Raw genomic sequence first — 18,193 nt, forward strand, 5'->3', positions numbered from 1 at the left:
ATAAGCAGTTTAAATTATTTTATTTCAAAAGTATATCTTTTTTAAAATCAGAAAGCAAGAAAAAATCAACTGAAAGTGTCTCAGCCGATTAGAAAGGCTCGCTTTGTCCTAGAAAGCATCTTATTTTCTTCATTGAAAAAAGGCTTTCTTTCTGCTATAATCGTATAAAATACTTACTTTAGGAGTTCTTATGAAAGTTGTTAAATTTGGAGGTAGCTCTCTTGCCTCTGCTAGTCAATTAGAAAAAGTTTTAAACATCGTCAAAAGCGATTCAGAGCGTCGTTTTGTAGTCGTTTCTGCGCCTGGTAAACGCAATGCTGAAGATACTAAGGTTACGGATGCCTTGATTAAATACTACCGCGACTATGTTGCTGGTAACGATATTAGCAAGAGCCAAAACTGGATTATCGACCGCTATGCTGCTATGGTTAGTGAACTAGGGCTAAAACCAGCTGTTTTAGAAAAAATTTCTAAAAGCATTCGTGCCTTAGCCACTCTTCCTATTGATGAAAATGAATTTCTCTACGATACTTTCCTAGCAGCCGGTGAAAATAACAATGCTAAATTGATTGCTGCCTACTTTAATCAAAATGGGATTGATGCACGCTATGTGCACCCTAGAGAAGCTGGTATTGTGGTCACAAGTGAGCCTGGTCACGCTCGCATCATTCCATCAAGTTATGACAAGATTGAAGAATTGACAAATGCAAATGAAGTCCTTGTCATTCCTGGTTTCTTTGGAGTTACTAAGGAAAATCAAATCTGTACCTTCTCACGTGGAGGATCAGACATTACAGGTTCTATCATTGCTGCAGGTGTTAAGGCAGACCTCTATGAAAACTTTACGGATGTTGATGGTATCTTTGCAGCCCACCCTGGTATTATCCACCAACCACACTCGATTCCAGAGTTGACCTACCGTGAAATGCGTGAATTGGCCTATGCAGGATTCTCAGTCCTTCATGATGAAGCCCTTCTTCCTGCCTACCGTGGAAAAATCCCTCTCGTTATCAAGAATACCAACAACCCTGACCACCCAGGTACCCGTATCGTTCTAAAACACAGTAGTGATGAATTTCCAGTTGTGGGAATTGCTGGTGACTCAGGCTTTGTCAGCATCAACATGTCTAAATACCTCATGAACCGTGAGGTTGGATTTGGACGCAAGGTTCTGCAAATCCTTGAAGATCTTAATATCGGTTGGGAACATATGCCAACAGGTATCGACGATCTTTCAATTATCCTCCGTTCTCGCGAACTAACTCCTATCAAGGAAGAAGAAATCCTTCGTCAGTTGGTTCAAAAGGCTGAAGTAGACCATGCAGAAATCGAACACGACCTTTCAATCATTATGATTGTTGGTGAAAAGATGAAGAGCCATATCGGAGTAACTGCTACTGCAACACGTGCTCTATCTGAAAACAAGATCAACATCCAGATGATGTCTCAAGGTTCTAGTGAAGTGTCTATCATGTTTGTTGTCCATAAGGACCAAGAGAAAGCAGCTATCAAATCCCTCTACAATGCCTTTTTCGGTGAAAGCAAGGAAGATTAATTATGGCTCAATCTCTTAACAAAACAGTGCTCCTCAATACCACAGGCACCTCCTACCTCTCTATAGCTGGGAAAGTGGGAAAATTCTTGGTCGGGGATCAGGCTCTGGAATTTTATCCAGATGTCAATGTTGAACAATTTATCCAGATTCCTTGGAGCCATATCAACCAGATTGGAGCTAATGTTACTGGTCGCAAAATCAGTCGCCACTTCGAAGTCTTTACTGATCAAGGAAAATTCCTCTTTGCTTCAAAAGACTCAGGTGCCATTCTCAAAATTGCACGCGAAAAACTGGGCAATGACAAGGTCGTCAAACTTCCTACCCTGATTCAAACCATTAGTCAAAAATTTAAAAATCTATTTGCAAAAAAGTAGAAACTTTAGTATAATCATAGCAACGGATAAGTAGGTTATCTTCTTCTTTCAGAAAGTCTGCGGGTGCTGCGAGCAGATAGGAGGGATAGGTGAAATTCTACCGTTATTCAAAATTACATACACAATCAAGTGCACACCTGTGAAGTTGGATGGAACCGTGGCCCTGTCACTCCAACGCTTTGTCAGGTGTGCTTTTTTCATAAAGGAGTTCTTATGTTAGATATCAAACGTATTCGTACAGACTTTGATGCTGTCGCAGAAAAATTGGCTACACGTGGTGTAGATGCTGCTGTCTTGAACGAGATGAAAGAAATCGATGCTAAACGTCGTGACATTTTGGTTAAGGTCGAAACTTTAAAAGCAGAACGTAACACAGTTTCAGCTGAGATTGCTCAAGCCAAACGCAACAAGGAAAATGCAGATGACAAGATTGCTGCCATGCAAAATCTATCTACTGAAGTCAAAGCCTTGGATGCCGAATTGGCAGAAATCGATGCTAAATTGACAGAATTTACGACTACTCTTCCAAATATCCCAGCTGACAGCGTTCCTGTTGGGGCTGACGAAGACGACAATGTTGAAGTTCGCCGTTGGGGTACTCCACGCGAATTCGATTTCGAACCTAAAGCTCACTGGGATCTTGGTGAAGCCCTCGGTATCCTTGACTGGGAACGCGGTGGTAAGGTAACGGGCGCTCGCTTCCTCTTCTATAAAGGCCTCGGTGCTCGTTTGGAACGTGCTATCTACAACTTTATGTTGGATGAGCATGGAAAAGAGGGCTATACTGAAGTCATCACACCTTACATGGTTAACCATGACTCTATGTTTGGTACTGGTCAATATCCAAAATTCAAGGAAGATACTTTTGAACTCAGCGACAGCAATTATGTCCTTATTCCTACAGCTGAAGTTCCTCTGACAAACTACTACCGTGATGAAATCCTTGACGGAAAGGACCTTCCAATCTACTTCACTGCTATGAGTCCTTCATTCCGTTCTGAGGCTGGTTCTGCTGGTCGTGATACTCGTGGCTTGATCCGTTTGCACCAATTCCACAAGGTTGAAATGGTTAAATTTGCCAAACCAGAAGAATCTTACGAAGAATTGGAAAAAATGACAGCCAACGCTGAAAATATCCTTCAAAAACTTAACCTTCCATATCGTGTCGTTGCTCTCTCTACAGGAGATATGGGCTTCTCAGCTGCTAAAACTTACGACTTGGAAGTTTGGATTCCAGCACAAAATACCTACCGTGAAATTTCAAGCTGTTCAAACACAGAAGATTTCCAAGCCCGTCGTGCCCAAATCCGTTACCGTGATGAAGCAGATGGCAAGGTAAAATTGCTCCACACCTTAAACGGTTCTGGACTTGCAGTTGGACGTACAGTGGCTGCTATTCTTGAAAACTACCAAAATGAAGATGGTTCTGTGACCATCCCAGAAGCACTTCGTCCATACATGGGTGGAGCTGAAGTTATCAAACCATAAAAAATAAGGTTTAGCTATTTCTAGCTAGACCTTTTTTCGTAACCAATTCAGATAAACGCCTAACACAAAGACTAAAATAATTAAGCAAATAGCGGTTTCAGCCAGTACTAAATAATCCAAAAATGGAAGTTTCAAGATTCCCTGAGCCATCTTGAGCGAGGTAGCTGTGATAATGGTCGGGAAGGTGAGGGCTGAGAAGGCTGGTTGAAAGCCTTGTTTTAAAATATTGGGCAGGCGAGTCAAAACAAAGAAAAAGAAAGTTTGAGAAGCCAAAATCATGGCAATCAAGAGCCAAGTCGGTAGGCTGGCTCCTCCAACTCGAACTAGGGAAGCCAAAAGTAGAGAGAAGGGAGCACAATAGATTCCTTCTTGTCCAAGCATGGCTAGTGGGAGTGGATGTTTCTTTAAATCGCTATAAATAAGCGGATAGAGATAGAAGGTTAGGAGAAAACCAAAACTCAAGGTCGCATAGGCAATTTCGATGATACCGACAAGAGGATAGGTCAAAGCTGCCACTGCTATCCCTACATAGAGAACCGTCCAGCTTGGAGTCGCACTGACTCTCTTTCCTGGACAGGCAAACTTGATGGTGAAACCAGCAATCAAGGCCACATCCAAGAGAAATGAAAACCACCAGAGCCCTTGCGCGACTAAAGGAAGATGAGGAAACAAGCGAAAGACATAAGTTGATAAAATCATCCCAGCCATGGGAAAGGTGGCCATCCCTGACAAGAGAGGGGGTTTGGTCAACTCTTGCTTGGTTTCTTTCCAATTAAAGAGATGAAAAATCAGAAAGTAAATCCACAAAACCAAACCTGTCAGACTAAAAAGATGTGACAGAACCGGCAACGTATCTAAAATAAGATTTCCAGCTCCTGCTAAACCTAGCAAACATCCAGAAAATACCAAGGGGAGTTTTTTCATCCTAACCTCCAATAATCATGTTAGTTTCAGTATAGCATAAAAGCGCTTAAATGAGGACTTAAAAAAACGAAGTCCGATGATTTCAGACTTCATTTTACTCAGATATGAATTAAGCATAAGGTTGCAATTCTGGATTAATTGGTGTATTGGCTAGGTTGTTGGCATAGTTACAGAGGCTTGCTAGGCTGACACCAAGAACCACATCCAAGGCATTTTGTTGGGTGTAGCCAGCTTCTAAAAACTCAGCCAAGGCTTCATCTCCTACACGACCCTTGGTATTGATTACCGCCAAGGTAAACTTAGCTAGGGTGTCCAATTTAGGATCTGTTTCAATTGGAGTACGATTGCGAAGGGCTTGCAGAAGATCATCATTCATCTGGATTTGTTTGATGGAAAAGGCTGTGTGACCTGCGACGCAGAAGGCACAACCATTGGTCACAGCTGCAGTGATCTGCACCACTTCACGCTCAACAGGCGTCAAGCTGTTGCGACGATTGATGGCTCCGACAGTTCTGTAGGCTTCTAAGGCAGTTGGTGCATTGGCCAAGAGACCGATTAGGTTGGGAATATAGCCATTGTTATCTTTTTCTACTGTTTCAAGAACTTCTTTCACTTCTGCTGGTGCTGATTCTACTGTATGGATTGTAAATGTTGTCATCATAAAACCTCTTTTCATTTTGTTGAAACCTAGTCTATCACAGATTCTATACCGTGTATAATATATATTTTAAATTGCACTGATAGAAATTTTTTATGAAAGCAAAAAATCACACGAGCTGTGTGATTTCATTATTTATTAAAATACTTTTTAGTCTCAGCAATAACGACTGGCGATAAAACTAAGAGGGCAATCAAGTTTGGCAGAGCCATCAAGGCATTGACAATATCTGCGATAATCCAAACCATATCCAACTCGATAAATCCTCCCAACAAGACCATGAGTACAAAGACCACACGGTAGAGCCAGATAAAGCGAACCCCAAAGAGGAACTCGAAACAGCGTTCTCCATAGTAGTTCCAACCTAGAATCGTTGTAAAGGCAAAGAGTACAAGGAAGATGGTCAAGAGGGCAGGTCCAAAATGTGAAAAGACTGTTGAGAAAGCCGACTGAGTCAAAGCCACTCCATTCAAGTCACCACTCCAAACACCAGTTACCAAGATGGTTAAACCAGTCAAGGTACAGATAATGAGGGTATCAATAAAGGTTCCTGTCATGGAAATCAAGCCCTGCTCTACCGGTTCATTTGTCTTAGCGGCAGCAGCTGCAATGGGAGCCGAACCCAGACCAGATTCGTTCGAGAAAACACCTCGCGCCACACCATTTTGAATAGCCATCCGAATGCTAGCACCGGCAAATCCACCTACCGCAGCAACAGGACTAAATGCTGATGTCAAGATTAAAGCGATTGTGGCAGGGATTTTCCCAATATTAAAGAAAATAACTGTAAGAGTTCCCAAAATATAGATGATGGCCATAAAAGGAACAACTGTAGTTGAAACCTTAGAAATGGACTTGAGGCCACCAAAGACGGCAATCGCTACAAATACCGACAATACAAGAGCCGTGATGGCTGGCGAAATTGTTGTTGTATTTTGGATAGATTCTGTAATCGAGTTTACTTGGGTGAAGGTTCCGATTCCTAATAAAGCTACTAGCACACCTGCCAGGGCAAAGAAGATGGCAAGTGGTCGCCACTTTTCTCCCATCCCTAGAAGGATATAGTGCATGGGACCTCCCGCTACTGCACCATGGTCGTCCTTGGTGCGGTATTTGATAGCCAAGAGCCCTTCAGCATACTTGGTAGCCATTCCAAAGAAAGCGGCCATCCACATCCAAAAGAGGGCTCCTGGGCCACCGACCTTGATAGCCGTCGCCACCCCGATAATATTTCCCGTACCAACTGTCGCTGCTAGGGCTGTACACAAGGCCGCAAAGCTGGATACATCGCCATGCCCCTTGTCCTTAGTAAAAATAAGCTGAAAGGCCTTAGGCAAACGCAAAACCTGCAAGAGGCCTAGACGAGCAGTTAGGTAAATCCCTGTCCCGACCAATAGAATCAAGAGGGGTGGACCCCAAGCAAAAGCATCAATTGATTTAAGCAATTCTAACATTTCCTTCTCCTATCTTTTCAACCCCAAAAGAAAGAGCACATGCAAGATACATGTACTCTGGAATGCTTAGATAAATGCTAAAAAGCGGTCTATCCTAGCTCTGTCCTTTTACCTGAGAGTTTGAGCAGTTGCCTGCCTTGCCCCTTCGGTGCCTTTACGGTCTCTCCAGAGTTCCGTCCATTTACAGTCATGGAAAATCAAACGATTCCCCACTTCTATTAAACTTCATTCGGTGTTGGTATTTAATTGATTCTTATTTTACAAAAAATGTTGGCTTTTGTCAATGTGTTTATTAGTAAAAATGAGTTCAACAGTTTTTACTTTATAAAATCTAGAATACTGCTATCCTTTAAAAGTGACAATAGTCGCACCACTGCCCCCAGCATTTTGTGGGGCATAGCCAAAACTCTTGACATGTTTGTTTCTTTGCAAGTATTTGGTAACTCCTTCACGGATGACACCTGTTCCTATACCATGGATGATATCAACTTGAGCCATATTGTTAAGCAAAGCTTGGTCTATAAAGGCATCTAGCTCATTCATGGCTTCTTCATAGCGCTTGCCTCGAAGATCCAGTCTGGCTTGAGGTCCTCGACCAGAAGTTCGTTTCACAACATTGACCTGTTTCTTCTTGACTTGCTTTTCTTGCTGGGCTTGAACGAGGTCAAATTCTTTCTCTTCTAAAGTCATCTTAATCAAGCCAACTTGGGCTTCCCAGCGGCCGTCCTTGAGTTGACTGGTCAAGGTACCACGCTGACCATAGCTGAGCACCACGATATCATCTCCCACCTTTGGAGCTCGTTTTTTCTTGACTTTTTGAAGGACCTTGTTTTTAGACAAATCTACTTTTTCAGGGGCCAATTTTTTCAATTTGGCCTTGGCTTCAATGATTTCGTGGGGTTTAAGTTGAGATTTACTATGGAGATTCTTAAGAATCTGGTCACTTTCACTTAGAGCCATGTCCACAATCTCAGCAGCTTGTTCACGCGCTTTGTTAAGCTCAGTTTCCTTTTCACGATTGAGCTCGTTGTATAGTTTTTTGAGAGCACGGTTCATCTTGAGATTTTCTTGCTCCACCTCGCGGATATTGTCCAAGCGTTTACGACTTTCCAGTGTCTGCTCTTCCAGTTGCTCAATAATCCGGTTGACATCATTGTCCTGATCGACCTGCTGACTGGCATCCCCTACGATAACTTCAGATAGGCCTAAACGTTTAGCGATTTCGAAGGCATTGCTTCGACCAGGAACGCCCTGCATAAAGCGATAGGTCGGGCGTAGAGTTGCAGTATCAAACTCCATGCTGGCATTTTGCACAAAGGCTGTCTCAATACCGTAGGCCTTGAGTTCTGGATAGTGGGTCGTAGCCATGGTCTTGACTTGACGCAGGCGAAGGTCCTCCAGAATGGCCATGGCAAGGGCGGCTCCCTCTTGGGGATCTGTACCAGCCCCCAACTCATCCAAGAGCAAGAGCGAATGCTGATTAACCTTGCCAAGAATATCCACGATATTGGTCATATGGCTAGAGAAGGTAGACAAGCTCTGCTCAATAGACTGCTCATCTCCAATATCAGCAAAAATTTCTTCAAAAATACCAACACGACTTCCCTTATCTGCTAAAATCGGCAAACCAGACTGGGCCATAACCTGCGTCAAGCCCAGAGTTTTAAGCATGATGGTCTTCCCACCTGTATTGGGACCTGTAATAACAATGGCTGTTAAATCTTGACCAAAATGGACATCATTTGCAACGGCATTTTTGACCAATGGATGGCAGACATGAAGCAGTTGGATCTCTTGACCTTCTGACAGTTGGGGAACGACTGCTTGTCTTTCTTGGATAAAGCGGACCTTGGCACGAATCAAGTCTATGTGGCCGATAATCCAAGCATCGTTGGCGATTTCAGCCGCATGAGGGCGGACACGTTCAGAAATTTCTTGGAGAATGCGAAGCATTTCATAGCGCTCATCTGCTCGTAAACTGGCAATTTCTTCGCTCAGTTTGACCACCTCACGGGGTTCGATATAGACGGTGTTTCCGCTGGCAGAAATATCATGAACAACACCTGCAATCTTATTACGGTAGGTGTTTTTGACTGGTAAAACCTGACGACCATTTCTACTGGCAACAATCGCTTCCGTCAACATCTGCGCTTTCTGCTTGAGCAGGTCTTGTAAAACATCGCGTACCTGACTCTCGCTATCATGGATTTTTCGACGGATGCGCGCCAATTCTTCACTGGCAAAATTTTCAATGAAACCTGCATCATTAAAGGCTTGGAGATTTCCTTGTAATTGTGGAAAATCATGTAATTTCTCAAACCAAAGGGCTAATTCTTCCAAGCTGACATTTTCCAGATTGGCATAAAAACTTTGCAGTTCTCTGCTAGAAAGAAGCACGCGCTTCAAGAGTAGGAACTCCTCGATATTGAGGTCTGCCCCCATCTCCAACCGCTTGCAGACTCCTGCGATTTCCTTGGTTGCAAGAATGGTAAAATGCGGTTGCTCGACAAAGAGAGCCTGCATTTCCTTCATCTCAGCAAAAGCCTGTTTGATTTTATCCGCTTTGGCAGTCGGAGCTAGCTGTCTCAATTGCTCCAAGCCCTGCTCGGTCAACAAATGAGGCTCAAACAAGGCCTTAACCTTATTGAACTCTAATGTTTCTAATATTTTCTTGTTCATCTTTATTTCCTTATCTTTGAATGTCTAGGTGTGGCAGCTTTTTACATTCAGTCAAATCTGTAAACAAAGGGCTAGGAAAACTCCTGCCCTTTTTATCCGATTAAATTTGTCACCCAGATTTGTTTGAGCCAACTGGTTGTTACTGGTATGCTCTGGATGATGTGTTTTGCGACGATACTCTTTTCAAGAGGATTTTGTATAGCTGCCATGGGAATGGTCGCCAAGATGGTCAAGGCCATTTGCAAGACAAATAAGGTCACCAACATAGACAAGATACCTGCTGAAACTTGGAACAACTTGCCACCCAGTTTTTTACTAGGAAGTAAGTGTAACAGGAGACCAAGCAAACGACCGATGCTATAGACAATCCCAAATACAAGCAAGTAGCCAATACCTGCGTAAAAGACCTTATCCAACTGAAAGAGTTGATCCGATGGGAAGAAGAAAGTTCCCTGACCTTCCTGCGGATTTGCATAAGGGAGCAGTAAATGGAATTGTTCTCCAAGCCCCTTGTAAAACTGGCCAGCCATAAAAGCCGATGCCATGGCTGAAATCAGGTAATACACCTGCAAGAGCAGGCCTCTCCGATAGCCAATATAAAATCCCCAAGCCAAGACCAATAGAAGAAGGAGTGAAATCATAAGGAATCCTCAATCTTGCTCTGTTCTTGCTTGCAGGTCACGAGCTTGTGACGGAGTTCTTCTAACTCTTGCTCCTTATCGTCAAATTCAATCTCACGGCTGAGCTGAGTTGATAAACAGTTGACTGCCAACAAAAGAGCGATTGTTTCATCATCTGCGCTAGGCATTTGTTCTTTAATTGCTTGGTATTTTTCTGTCGCAACCTTAGCGATTTCCTCCATAAAGAGATTATCATGTTCGCTTGTCAAGGTTAATGATTTTTTCCCGAATGTAAATTTGAATCGATTTAGATTAGCCATAAAATTCACCTCACGATATTATACCAAAATTCGCTAACTTTGTCAGTTTTTACAAATTTGCCGGCTTTTATGGTACAATAGAAACTATGGCAAGTATAACACTCACACCAAGCGAAAAGGAGATTCAGGCTTTTCTTGAACACTATCAAACTAGTCTGGCTCCCAGCAAGAATCCCTATATTCGCTACTTTTTACGACTACCTCAAGCTACCGTTTCTATCTATACTTCTGGAAAGGTCTTGCTTCAGGGGGAAGGAGCCGAGAAATATGCTAGTTTCTTTGGCTATCAGGTTTTAGAGGAAAACAGGGGTCAAAATTTCCCTTTGATTGGGACAGATGAGGTAGGGAATGGTTCCTACTTTGGTGGGCTTGCAGTTGTGGCTTCCTTTGTCACACCTGACCAGCATGCCTTCTTGCGAAAACTAGGTGTGGGGGATTCTAAGACTCTGACAGACCAAAAGATCCGTCAGATTGCCCCTATCCTCAAAGAAAAAATCCAGCACCAGGCACTACTTCTCTCACCAAGCAAGTACAACGAGGTCATCGGAGACCGCTACAACGCTGTTTCTGTTAAGGTAGCCCTCCATAACCAGGCTATCTATCTCCTTCTTCAAAAAGGCATTCAGCCTGAGAAAATTGTGATTGATGCCTTTACCAGTGCTAAAAATTATGACAAGTACTTGGCACAAGAGGCCAATCGTTTCAGCAATCCTATCAGCTTAGAAGAAAAGGCTGAGGGCAAATACTTGGCTGTCGCAGTTTCTTCTGTCATTGCGCGTGATCTCTTTCTGGAAAATCTTGAAAATCTGGGACGAGAACTGGGCTATCAACTTCCAAGTGGAGCTGGAACGGCTTCTGACAAGGTAGCTAGCCAGATTTTGCAAGCCTATGGTATGCAGGGACTCAACTTCTGCGCCAAACTGCACTTTAAAAATACTGAAAAAGCGAAAAAACGCTTAGAAAGGTAAGTTATGAATTCATTTAAAAATTTCTTAAAAGAGTGGGGATTGTTCCTCCTAATTCTGTCATTACTAGCTTTAAGTCGTATCTTTTTTTGGAGCAATGTTCGCGTAGAAGGGCATTCCATGGATCCTACCCTAGCGGATGGCGAAATCCTCTTTGTTGTCAAACACCTCCCTATTGACCGTTTTGATATCGTGGTTGCCCATGAGGAAGATGGTAATAAGGACATCGTCAAGCGTGTCATCGGAATGCCTGGCGACACCATCCGTTACGAAAACGATAAACTTTACATCAATGACAAAGAGACGGACGAACCTTACCTAGCTGACTACATCAAACGTTTCAAGGATGACAAACTCCAAAGCACTTACTCAGGCAAGGGTTTTGAAGGAAATAAAGGAACTTTCTTTAGAAGTATTGCTGAAAAAGCCCAAGCCTTCACAGTTGATGTCAATTACAACACCAACTTTAGCTTTACTGTCCCAGAAGGAGAATACCTTCTCCTCGGAGATGACCGCTTGGTTTCAAGCGACAGCCGCCACGTAGGTACCTTCAAAGCAAAAGATATCACAGGGGAAGCTAAATTCCGCTTCTGGCCAATCACCCGTATCGGAACATTTTAAGAAATCGAAGAGGCCGAGAATCACCAATCTCAGCCTCTTCTTCTATCGTGAGAATATGATTATTCACTATCCAGTTTGATTAAGATAGAAACAAAGTTATACTCAATGAAAATCAAAGAGCAAACTAGGAAGCTAGCCGCAGGCTGTACTTGAGTACGGCAAGGCGAAGCTGACGTGGTTTGAATTTGATTTTCGAAGAGTATTAACTCTCACCTATTTATGCAAAGGAATCTTATGGAAGTTTATTTTTCAGGAACCATTGAACGGATTATTTTTGAAAATCCCAGCAATTTTTATCGTATCCTCCTCCTAGAAATCGACGATACAGACGCAGAGAATTTTGATGATTTTGAAATCATTGTCACGGGCACTATAGCTGATGTGATTGAGGGAGAAGACTATACTTTTTGGGGACAAATTGTCCAGCACTCCAAGTATGGGGAACAACTGCAAATCAGCCGATATGAACGCGCAAAACCAACTAGCAAGGGCTTGGTCAAGTACTTTTCAAGTAGCCATTTCAAGGGGATTGGTCTCAAGACTGCTCAGAAAATCGTGGATACCTATGGCGACAATACCATTGACGAAATTCTGCAACACCCAGAAAAGCTAGAAGGCATTGCAGGACTATCTGCCAAAAATCGCGAGGCTTTCGTCTCCACTCTCCGTCTCAACTACGGAACGGAGATGGTTTTGGCCAAACTAGCCAACTACGGTATTCCCAATAAACTAGCCTTTCAAATTCAAGACTTTTACAAGGAAGAAACCCTTAATGTGGTTGAAAATTATCCCTACCAATTGGTTGAGGATATCAAGGGCTTGGGCTTTACCATTGCTGACCAATTAGCGGAAGAACTAGGTATCGAAAGTCAGGCTCCTGAACGCTTTCGTGCCGGTCTAGTACATAGTCTTTTTCAGGCCTGTATGGAAACAGGGGACACCTATGTTGAAGCACGGGATTTGCTAGAACAAACCCTTACTCTCCTTGAATCTTCCCGCCCCGTGGAACTGGACCCCAGCCAAGTGGCCCAAGAGCTCTCCTACCTGATTGAAGAAGACAAGGTTCAGCAGGTTGATACCAAAATTTTTGACAACAGCCTCTTTTTCGCTGAGGAAGGCATCCGCAGTCACTTGGTTCGTATCCTTGAAAAAGGAAAACAGAAGAGTCATGATTTAGAAACCATTCAAAAACATATCACTACTGTAGAGGAAGATCTGGGAATCCACTATGATAGAATTCAAAAACAAGCTATCTGCGACGCTATCCAGAACAAGGTCTTTATCCTGACAGGTGGGCCCGGTACTGGTAAGACAACTGTTATCAATGGGATCATCGCTGTTTACGCCCTTTTAGAAGGACTTGACCTCAGGAAAAAAAGCAACCTGCCCATTCTTCTTGCCGCTCCAACTGGACGAGCAGCTCGACGCATGAACGAATTAACAGGCTTGCCTAGCGCGACCATACACCGCCACTTAGGAATGACAGGCGACGATGATACCAGTCATCTGGAAGATTATCTAGATGCTGACTTTATTATCGTGGATGAATTCTCCATGGTGGACACTTGGCTGGCCAACCAACTCTTCTCCAACATCTCTTCTAACAGTAAAATCCTCATCGTGGGCGACAGCGATCAGCTACCGTCTGTCAGTCCCGGTCAAGTTCTAGCTGATCTGCTTCATATTTCCTTGATTCCTCAGACTCGCTTGGAAAAAATTTACCGACAAAGCGAAGAATCAACCATCGTCACCCTAGCTAGTCAAATTCGACAGGGAATCTTGCCAGCTGATTTCACCCAGAAAAAAGCAGACCGTTCCTACTTTGAAATTGCTAGTGGCCATATTCCAGCTACGATTGAAAAAATCTTAGGCGCTGCCCTCAGAAGTGGTATTCCTGCCCGTGATATCCAAGTTCTGGCTCCCATGTACAGAGGGACGGCAGGGATTGATGCCATCAATCAGCTCATGCAAGACCTCCTTAACCCACCACAAAAAGACCAACTTAGTTTTGAAGCTCCCCAGTGCCATTATCGTAAGGGCGACAAGGTCATTCATTTAGTCAACGATGCTGAAATTAATGTCTTTAATGGAGATTTGGGAGCTATCACAGACCTGATTCCTGGTAAATATACCGAGTCTAAACAAGACGAGATTGTCATTGATTTTGATGGCAATGAAGTCTCTTACCCGCGTAACGAATGGTACAAGATCCGCTTGGCCTATGCCATGAGCATCCATAAGTCCCAGGGAAGTGAGTTTCCTGTTGTTATCCTGCCTATCACCAGTGCTAGCAAGCGTATGCTGGAGCGCAATCTCATCTATACAGCCATTACACGCGCCAAAAGCAAGATTATCTTATTAGGCGAATTACAGGCCTTTGATTATGCTACCCAACATATCGGAACTGCCCGAAAAACCTATCTGATTAAACGCTTCAGTGATTTATTGGAGAATGTTGAAGAAAAGCAACCAGCTGTCTCTGAAACTGCCACATCAAGTATCTCTGAACAATCCTACATCCTAACCGAAGAAAACTGGGACAGCATCCCAGTCATGATTGGAATTACAGACGCAAACCTCAAAGAGATTTTTGGAAAATAGTGCATAAGAAAACCCACCAATTCAGGTGGGATTTTTGTTTATTAATACTCAATGAAAATCAAAGAGCAAACTAGGAAGCTAGCCGCAAGCTGTACTTGAGTACGGTAAGGCGACGCTGACGTGGTTTGAAGAGATTTTCGAAGAGTATAAGATTATTTAACTGTTGCTGTGCTTGTAATCAATTCAACAGCTTTTTTGATTGTGATATCGTGTTTCAACATATCAGCTGAAAGCAAGCTTTGTACTTGTGCAACTTCCATGTTGTAATCTGCTGCCAATTGCTCGATTTCTTTTTGGATTTCTTCTTCTGAAGCGTCAAATCCTTCAGCTTTCGCAACTGCTTCAATAACAAGGTTAGTCTTAGTACGTGACTCAGCTTCTGCTTCGTATTGTTTGTGAAGGTCTTCTTGAGTAGTTCCAGTGATTTGGAAGTACATGTCAGGGTTGATACCTTGACGTTGCAAGTTTCCAAGGAATTCATTTACTGAACGGTGAACTTCTTCGTGGATCATTTCTTCTGGAAGTTCTACGATTTCAGCGTTTTCTACAGCTTTATCAATTGCTGCACCTTCAACTGCATCTTTGTAAGCTTCTTCTTTAGCAGCAGCCAATTCTTTGCGGTATTTTTCTTTCAATTCAGCAAGTGTTTCAACTTCTTCGTCGATGTCTTTTGCAAGCTCATCGTCAAGAGCTGGAACTTCTTTAGCTTTTACTTCGTGGATAGTTGTTACGAATTTAGCTTCTTTACCTGCAAGGTCTTCTGCTTGGTAGTCTTCTGGGAATGTTACGATAACATCAACAGTTTCACCAGCTGAGTGACCTACCAATTGGTCTTCGAAACCTGGGATGAATTGACCTGAACCAAGTCCAAGTGAGAAGTTTTCACCTTTTCCGCCGTCAAATTCAACACCATCGATAGAACCAACAAAGTCGATGACAACAGTGTCACCGTTTTCAGCAGCAGCTTCTTTGATAACCAATTCAGCCAAGTTGTTGCGTTCGCGTTCAATACGCTCTTCAACATCAGCATCAGTTACTTCTTTTTCTACATCTACTGATACTTCAAGGTTTTTGTAGTCACCCAATTTTACTTCAGGTTTTGTAACAACTTCAGCAGTGATAACCCAATCTTGACCTTTTTCCATTGAAGTTACATCAATTTTTGGTTGAGCAACAACTTCAAGACCAGCTTCTTTTACAGCTACTTCATAAGCGTTTGGCAAAAGAGCGTTCATAACGTCTTGGTAAAGTGACTCTTCACCAAATTTTTTGTCAAAGATAGGACGTGGAAGATGACCTTTACGGAAACCTGGAACATTAAGAGATTTCTTCACTGAGTTGAAGACACGGTCCAATTCTGGTTTGATTTGGTCTTGAGAGATAGTGAAAGTCAAGACACCACGGTTTGTTTCTTTGTTTTCAAATGATACAGACATTCTGTCATTTCTCCTTAAAATTTTTTAAATACAGTCTATTATAACATAAATGGACGACTTTTTTCAAGTAATGAATGCGCTTTTCAACTATAGGAGAGGTACTTGCTTGCTTCTTTGGTACTCAACTCAGCCATTTCTCCAACATTATTTTTACATAACTATTAGAACTCCTCATGCCCCACTAAGTGGTGCTGAAAGGCATAGACTGCAGCCTGGGTACGATCGCTGACTTCAAGTTTGGCAAGGATATTGGACACATGAGTCTTGACCGTCTTGAGAGAGATAAAAAGTTCATCAGCGATACGCTGATTTTCATATCCTTTAGCGATGAGTTGGAGAACATCTCGCTCACGCGCAGTCAAGTCCTCATGTAGTTCTATGTGATTGCGGTGGTATTCGACCTTCTTGCTGACCTCTTGTTCAATAGCCAACTCACCAGCAGACACCTTACGAACAGCGTGTAGCAATTCATCTGCACTAGAAGTCTTGAGCATATAGCCCCGAGCACCGGCATTTAAGACCGGCATGATTTTTTCATTGTCCAAGTACGAAGTCACAATCAAAATCTTGGCTTCAGGCCATTCTTTGAGGATAGCCAAGGTCGCATCAATCCCATTCATCTCAGGCATGACAATATCCATGACAATGACATCTGGACGTAATTCCAAGGCTAAATCAATGCCTTGAGACCCGTTGGACGCCTCGCCCACAACTTCTACATCGTCTTGGAGGTCAAAGTAGCTTTTCAAGCCCAATCGAACCATTTCATGGTCATCTACTAGTAAAATTTTCATCTTTACTCCTTCATCATTCCTCATCTAACAGGGGAATACGGATATCAACTGCCAGTCCTTGCTTGGGAGCTGTTAATAACTGAACCGTCCCTGCCATATCTTCAACCCGCTCCTTGATATTGCGGAGTCCATAACTCAGGTCATCTAAACTTCCCAACTGGAAACCAATCCCATTGTCCACCACCTTCAGTTGCAATTCAAAATCTGTCTGATAGAGATAGACATCCAAACAAGAGGCCTGGGCATGGCGAAGGGTATTGCTGATCAACTCTTGCAGGATACGGAAGATATGCTCCTCGATTTTCTTAGGCAATTTCGTTACATTTTGCTTGAAACTAACCTTGAGCTCACTCTTGTCCTCAAGCTCTTTTAAGAGGATTTGAATCCCCTCAACCAAACTCTTCTCTTCCAACTCAACTGGTCGCAAATGCAAGAGCAAGACACGTAGATCTTTCTGAGCAGTCTCTAGGATGGCCGCAACACTTTGCAACTGGGTCTGCATCTTTTCTCTATCCAATTTCAAAGCCTGCTGACTGATACCCGATAAAATCATGTGGGCCGCAAACAACTCCTGACTGACTGTATCGTGCAAATCCCGAGCAATCCGCTTCCGTTCCTTCTCTATGATTTCCTCTTCCCTAGAAAGGCTGTTATTTTCAGCCTTTTGAAGAGCTTCTGTCAAAAGATTAAGTTTACCTGACAAAGACTTGAAACTGGCATCCAAATCTGGATCTGCAACTTGAACCACTTCTTGCCCTGCCAACAAACGCTTGAGATTAGTCTGCATTTTTCTTAGAGAAAGCTCTTCGATACCTCTCCAAAACAGGGCTAAGAGAAAGGTCAGGGACATGCTGAATACCAACAACAAAAAGACAAATTTTTCTGTTTTTTCGACATCGTGCAAGAAAATAGACCAGTCAAAATCAAGGATTTCCATCAAGCTGTGGGAGAAAAATAAGACAAACAGGAAGGAGGTAATGACAATGATTACATAGGCTTGTTTTTTCATCCTCTGACCACCTCCACATCCCCAATCATAGTAGTCAAGAAAATCTTTACACTCTTGTTACTCTTGAGATAGTCTTTCGTTTCCTGATGATAGTGTTCATTGCGAAGGGCTCGCTTGGGCTGATTGAAAAAATTCAAATCCCCATATAGACAATTAACACTGAGACTGACTTCTACATCTACAGGCACAATGATTTTGGTCGTTCCTACCATCTTTCTGAGGATAATGACATTGTCATGATTGGTTAGGATAACTCTCTCAAGATGAATGGTGTCCTTGCCCATGAGACGAAAGAGATTGATATCATCAAACTGGCAAGTTTGATAACTTGAAAAATGATGGAGATTCCCAAACCAACGATTTTTCTCCTTCTTAACCGTCACCACCTCTTCAAACACCAAATTGGTCTGTTCTTTTTCCTGGTTCATCATCGGATAAATAAGAAAGAGGCTATAGATGACCGCAACAAAAATAGCTAGAATCACAAAAGGATTGAGCATGACGATGAAAAAGAAGAGAATGGTTGCCACCACCAAAAGAAGATTATTGCCCTCTTTACCAGTGTAATAGCGAATCAAAAGCAAAAAGAGGAATAAAATTAGCAGAAAACGCGAAAAATGCTCTGATACCATCAAAATCAGAGCTCCTGTCAGAAGACAGGCTTCGATAAATAAAAAGATTTTAAATTTTCTCAT

Annotated in this window: 16 protein-coding genes and 1 riboswitch; of the genes, 6 read left to right on the top strand and 10 right to left on the bottom strand. The window is 42.7% G+C overall.

Going from position 1 to position 18,193, the window contains the following annotated elements; translation table 11 throughout:
• Positions 1–190: 190 nt before the first annotated feature.
• From QM408_RS02885 to serS, 3 genes are all read left to right on the top strand, one after another.
• On the top strand, positions 191–1,555 hold the full coding sequence (locus QM408_RS02885; RefSeq protein ID WP_261150133.1) for an aspartate kinase: 1,365 nt from the start codon (positions 191–193) through the stop codon (positions 1,553–1,555).
• 2 nt (positions 1,556–1,557) lie between these two features.
• Positions 1,558–1,929 (top strand): DUF956 family protein, encoded by a 372-nt coding sequence (locus QM408_RS02890; protein ID WP_084925535.1) that lies wholly within the window; start codon positions 1,558–1,560, stop codon positions 1,927–1,929.
• A 213-nt stretch (positions 1,930–2,142) separates the two neighbouring features.
• On the top strand, positions 2,143–3,417 hold the full coding sequence (gene serS / locus QM408_RS02895; protein WP_084925533.1) for a serine--tRNA ligase: 1,275 nt from the start codon (positions 2,143–2,145) through the stop codon (positions 3,415–3,417).
• Positions 3,418–3,441: 24 nt separating this feature from the next.
• Here serS and QM408_RS02900 read toward each other — a convergent pair whose 3' ends face one another.
• The 6 genes from QM408_RS02900 to zapA all read right to left on the bottom strand — a co-directional run bounded on the left by QM408_RS02900 (position 3,442) and on the right by zapA (position 10,072).
• On the bottom strand, positions 3,442–4,341 hold the full coding sequence (locus QM408_RS02900; protein ID WP_261150134.1) for a TDT family transporter: 900 nt from the start codon (positions 4,339–4,341) through the stop codon (positions 3,442–3,444).
• Positions 4,342–4,450: 109 nt separating this feature from the next.
• A complete protein-coding gene (locus QM408_RS02905) occupies positions 4,451–4,999 on the bottom strand; it encodes a carboxymuconolactone decarboxylase family protein (protein WP_000206768.1) in 549 nt (182 codons plus the stop codon).
• A 131-nt stretch (positions 5,000–5,130) separates the two neighbouring features.
• Complete coding sequence (locus QM408_RS02910; RefSeq protein WP_000891462.1) at positions 5,131–6,453, bottom strand: alanine/glycine:cation symporter family protein; 1,323 nt, start codon at positions 6,451–6,453, stop codon at positions 5,131–5,133.
• A 90-nt stretch (positions 6,454–6,543) separates the two neighbouring features.
• Positions 6,544–6,632: riboswitch (glycine riboswitch) on the bottom strand.
• A 163-nt stretch (positions 6,633–6,795) separates the two neighbouring features.
• Positions 6,796–9,132 (bottom strand): endonuclease MutS2, encoded by a 2,337-nt coding sequence (locus tag QM408_RS02915; RefSeq protein WP_261150135.1) that lies wholly within the window; start codon positions 9,130–9,132, stop codon positions 6,796–6,798.
• Positions 9,133–9,224: 92 nt separating this feature from the next.
• Positions 9,225–9,773, bottom strand: a complete 549-nt coding sequence (locus QM408_RS02920; RefSeq protein ID WP_000624511.1) for a CvpA family protein — start codon at positions 9,771–9,773, stop codon at positions 9,225–9,227.
• A complete protein-coding gene (zapA, locus tag QM408_RS02925; RefSeq protein ID WP_000002019.1) occupies positions 9,770–10,072 on the bottom strand; it encodes a cell division protein ZapA in 303 nt (100 codons plus the stop codon). The genes QM408_RS02920 and zapA overlap by 4 nt, the downstream gene beginning before the upstream one ends.
• Positions 10,073–10,158: 86 nt before the next feature.
• On the opposite strand from zapA, the gene rnhC reads away from it, so the two are divergent.
• From rnhC to recD2, 3 genes are all read left to right on the top strand, one after another.
• Positions 10,159–11,040 carry a ribonuclease HIII gene (gene rnhC / locus QM408_RS02930; RefSeq protein WP_261105032.1) on the top strand — a complete coding sequence of 294 codons (882 nt, stop codon included), beginning with the start codon at positions 10,159–10,161 and terminating at the stop codon, positions 11,038–11,040.
• A 3-nt stretch (positions 11,041–11,043) separates the two neighbouring features.
• Positions 11,044–11,658: a signal peptidase I gene (gene lepB / locus QM408_RS02935; RefSeq protein ID WP_004245100.1), complete on the top strand. Its 615-nt coding sequence runs from the start codon at positions 11,044–11,046 to the stop codon at positions 11,656–11,658.
• 234 nt (positions 11,659–11,892) lie between these two features.
• Positions 11,893–14,259, top strand: coding sequence for an SF1B family DNA helicase RecD2 (gene recD2, locus QM408_RS02940; RefSeq protein WP_261150136.1), 2,367 nt, complete (start codon positions 11,893–11,895; stop codon positions 14,257–14,259).
• Positions 14,260–14,411: 152 nt separating this feature from the next.
• Here the strand turns inward: recD2 and tig are convergent, their stop codons facing one another.
• The 4 genes from tig to liaF all read right to left on the bottom strand — a co-directional run bounded on the left by tig (position 14,412) and on the right by liaF (position 18,193).
• Positions 14,412–15,695, bottom strand: a complete 1,284-nt coding sequence (gene tig / locus QM408_RS02945; RefSeq protein ID WP_261150137.1) for a trigger factor — start codon at positions 15,693–15,695, stop codon at positions 14,412–14,414.
• A gap of 161 nt (positions 15,696–15,856) precedes the next feature.
• Positions 15,857–16,489, bottom strand: coding sequence for a response regulator transcription factor (locus QM408_RS02950; RefSeq protein WP_261150140.1), 633 nt, complete (start codon positions 16,487–16,489; stop codon positions 15,857–15,859).
• 13 nt (positions 16,490–16,502) lie between these two features.
• On the bottom strand, positions 16,503–17,498 hold the full coding sequence (locus tag QM408_RS02955) for an envelope stress sensor histidine kinase LiaS (protein ID WP_414373545.1): 996 nt from the start codon (positions 17,496–17,498) through the stop codon (positions 16,503–16,505).
• Complete coding sequence (liaF, locus tag QM408_RS02960; protein ID WP_261020312.1) at positions 17,495–18,193, bottom strand: cell wall-active antibiotics response protein LiaF; 699 nt, start codon at positions 18,191–18,193, stop codon at positions 17,495–17,497. Before liaF ends, QM408_RS02955 begins: the two co-directional genes overlap by 4 nt.

It is taken from the genome of Streptococcus mitis (assembly GCF_047464965.1).
GTDB lineage: Bacteria > Bacillota > Bacilli > Lactobacillales > Streptococcaceae > Streptococcus > Streptococcus mitis_DU.

Coding starts and splice junctions, on each gene's coding strand:
- QM408_RS02885 (WP_261150133.1), top strand. CDS start 191: ATGAAAGTTGTTAAATTTGGAGGTAGCTCTCTTGCCTCTGCTAGTCAA.
- QM408_RS02890 (WP_084925535.1), top strand. CDS start 1,558: ATGGCTCAATCTCTTAACAAAACAGTGCTCCTCAATACCACAGGCACC.
- serS (WP_084925533.1), top strand. CDS start 2,143: ATGTTAGATATCAAACGTATTCGTACAGACTTTGATGCTGTCGCAGAA.
- QM408_RS02900 (WP_261150134.1), bottom strand. CDS start 4,341: ATGAAAAAACTCCCCTTGGTATTTTCTGGATGTTTGCTAGGTTTAGCA.
- QM408_RS02905 (WP_000206768.1), bottom strand. CDS start 4,999: ATGACAACATTTACAATCCATACAGTAGAATCAGCACCAGCAGAAGTG.
- QM408_RS02910 (WP_000891462.1), bottom strand. CDS start 6,453: ATGTTAGAATTGCTTAAATCAATTGATGCTTTTGCTTGGGGTCCACCC.
- QM408_RS02915 (WP_261150135.1), bottom strand. CDS start 9,132: ATGAACAAGAAAATATTAGAAACATTAGAGTTCAATAAGGTTAAGGCC.
- QM408_RS02920 (WP_000624511.1), bottom strand. CDS start 9,773: ATGATTTCACTCCTTCTTCTATTGGTCTTGGCTTGGGGATTTTATATT.
- zapA (WP_000002019.1), bottom strand. CDS start 10,072: ATGGCTAATCTAAATCGATTCAAATTTACATTCGGGAAAAAATCATTA.
- rnhC (WP_261105032.1), top strand. CDS start 10,159: ATGGCAAGTATAACACTCACACCAAGCGAAAAGGAGATTCAGGCTTTT.
- lepB (WP_004245100.1), top strand. CDS start 11,044: ATGAATTCATTTAAAAATTTCTTAAAAGAGTGGGGATTGTTCCTCCTA.
- recD2 (WP_261150136.1), top strand. CDS start 11,893: ATGGAAGTTTATTTTTCAGGAACCATTGAACGGATTATTTTTGAAAAT.
- tig (WP_261150137.1), bottom strand. CDS start 15,695: ATGTCTGTATCATTTGAAAACAAAGAAACAAACCGTGGTGTCTTGACT.
- QM408_RS02950 (WP_261150140.1), bottom strand. CDS start 16,489: ATGAAAATTTTACTAGTAGATGACCATGAAATGGTTCGATTGGGCTTG.
- QM408_RS02955 (WP_414373545.1), bottom strand. CDS start 17,498: ATGAAAAAACAAGCCTATGTAATCATTGTCATTACCTCCTTCCTGTTT.
- liaF (WP_261020312.1), bottom strand. CDS start 18,193: ATGAGAAAATTTAAAATCTTTTTATTTATCGAAGCCTGTCTTCTGACA.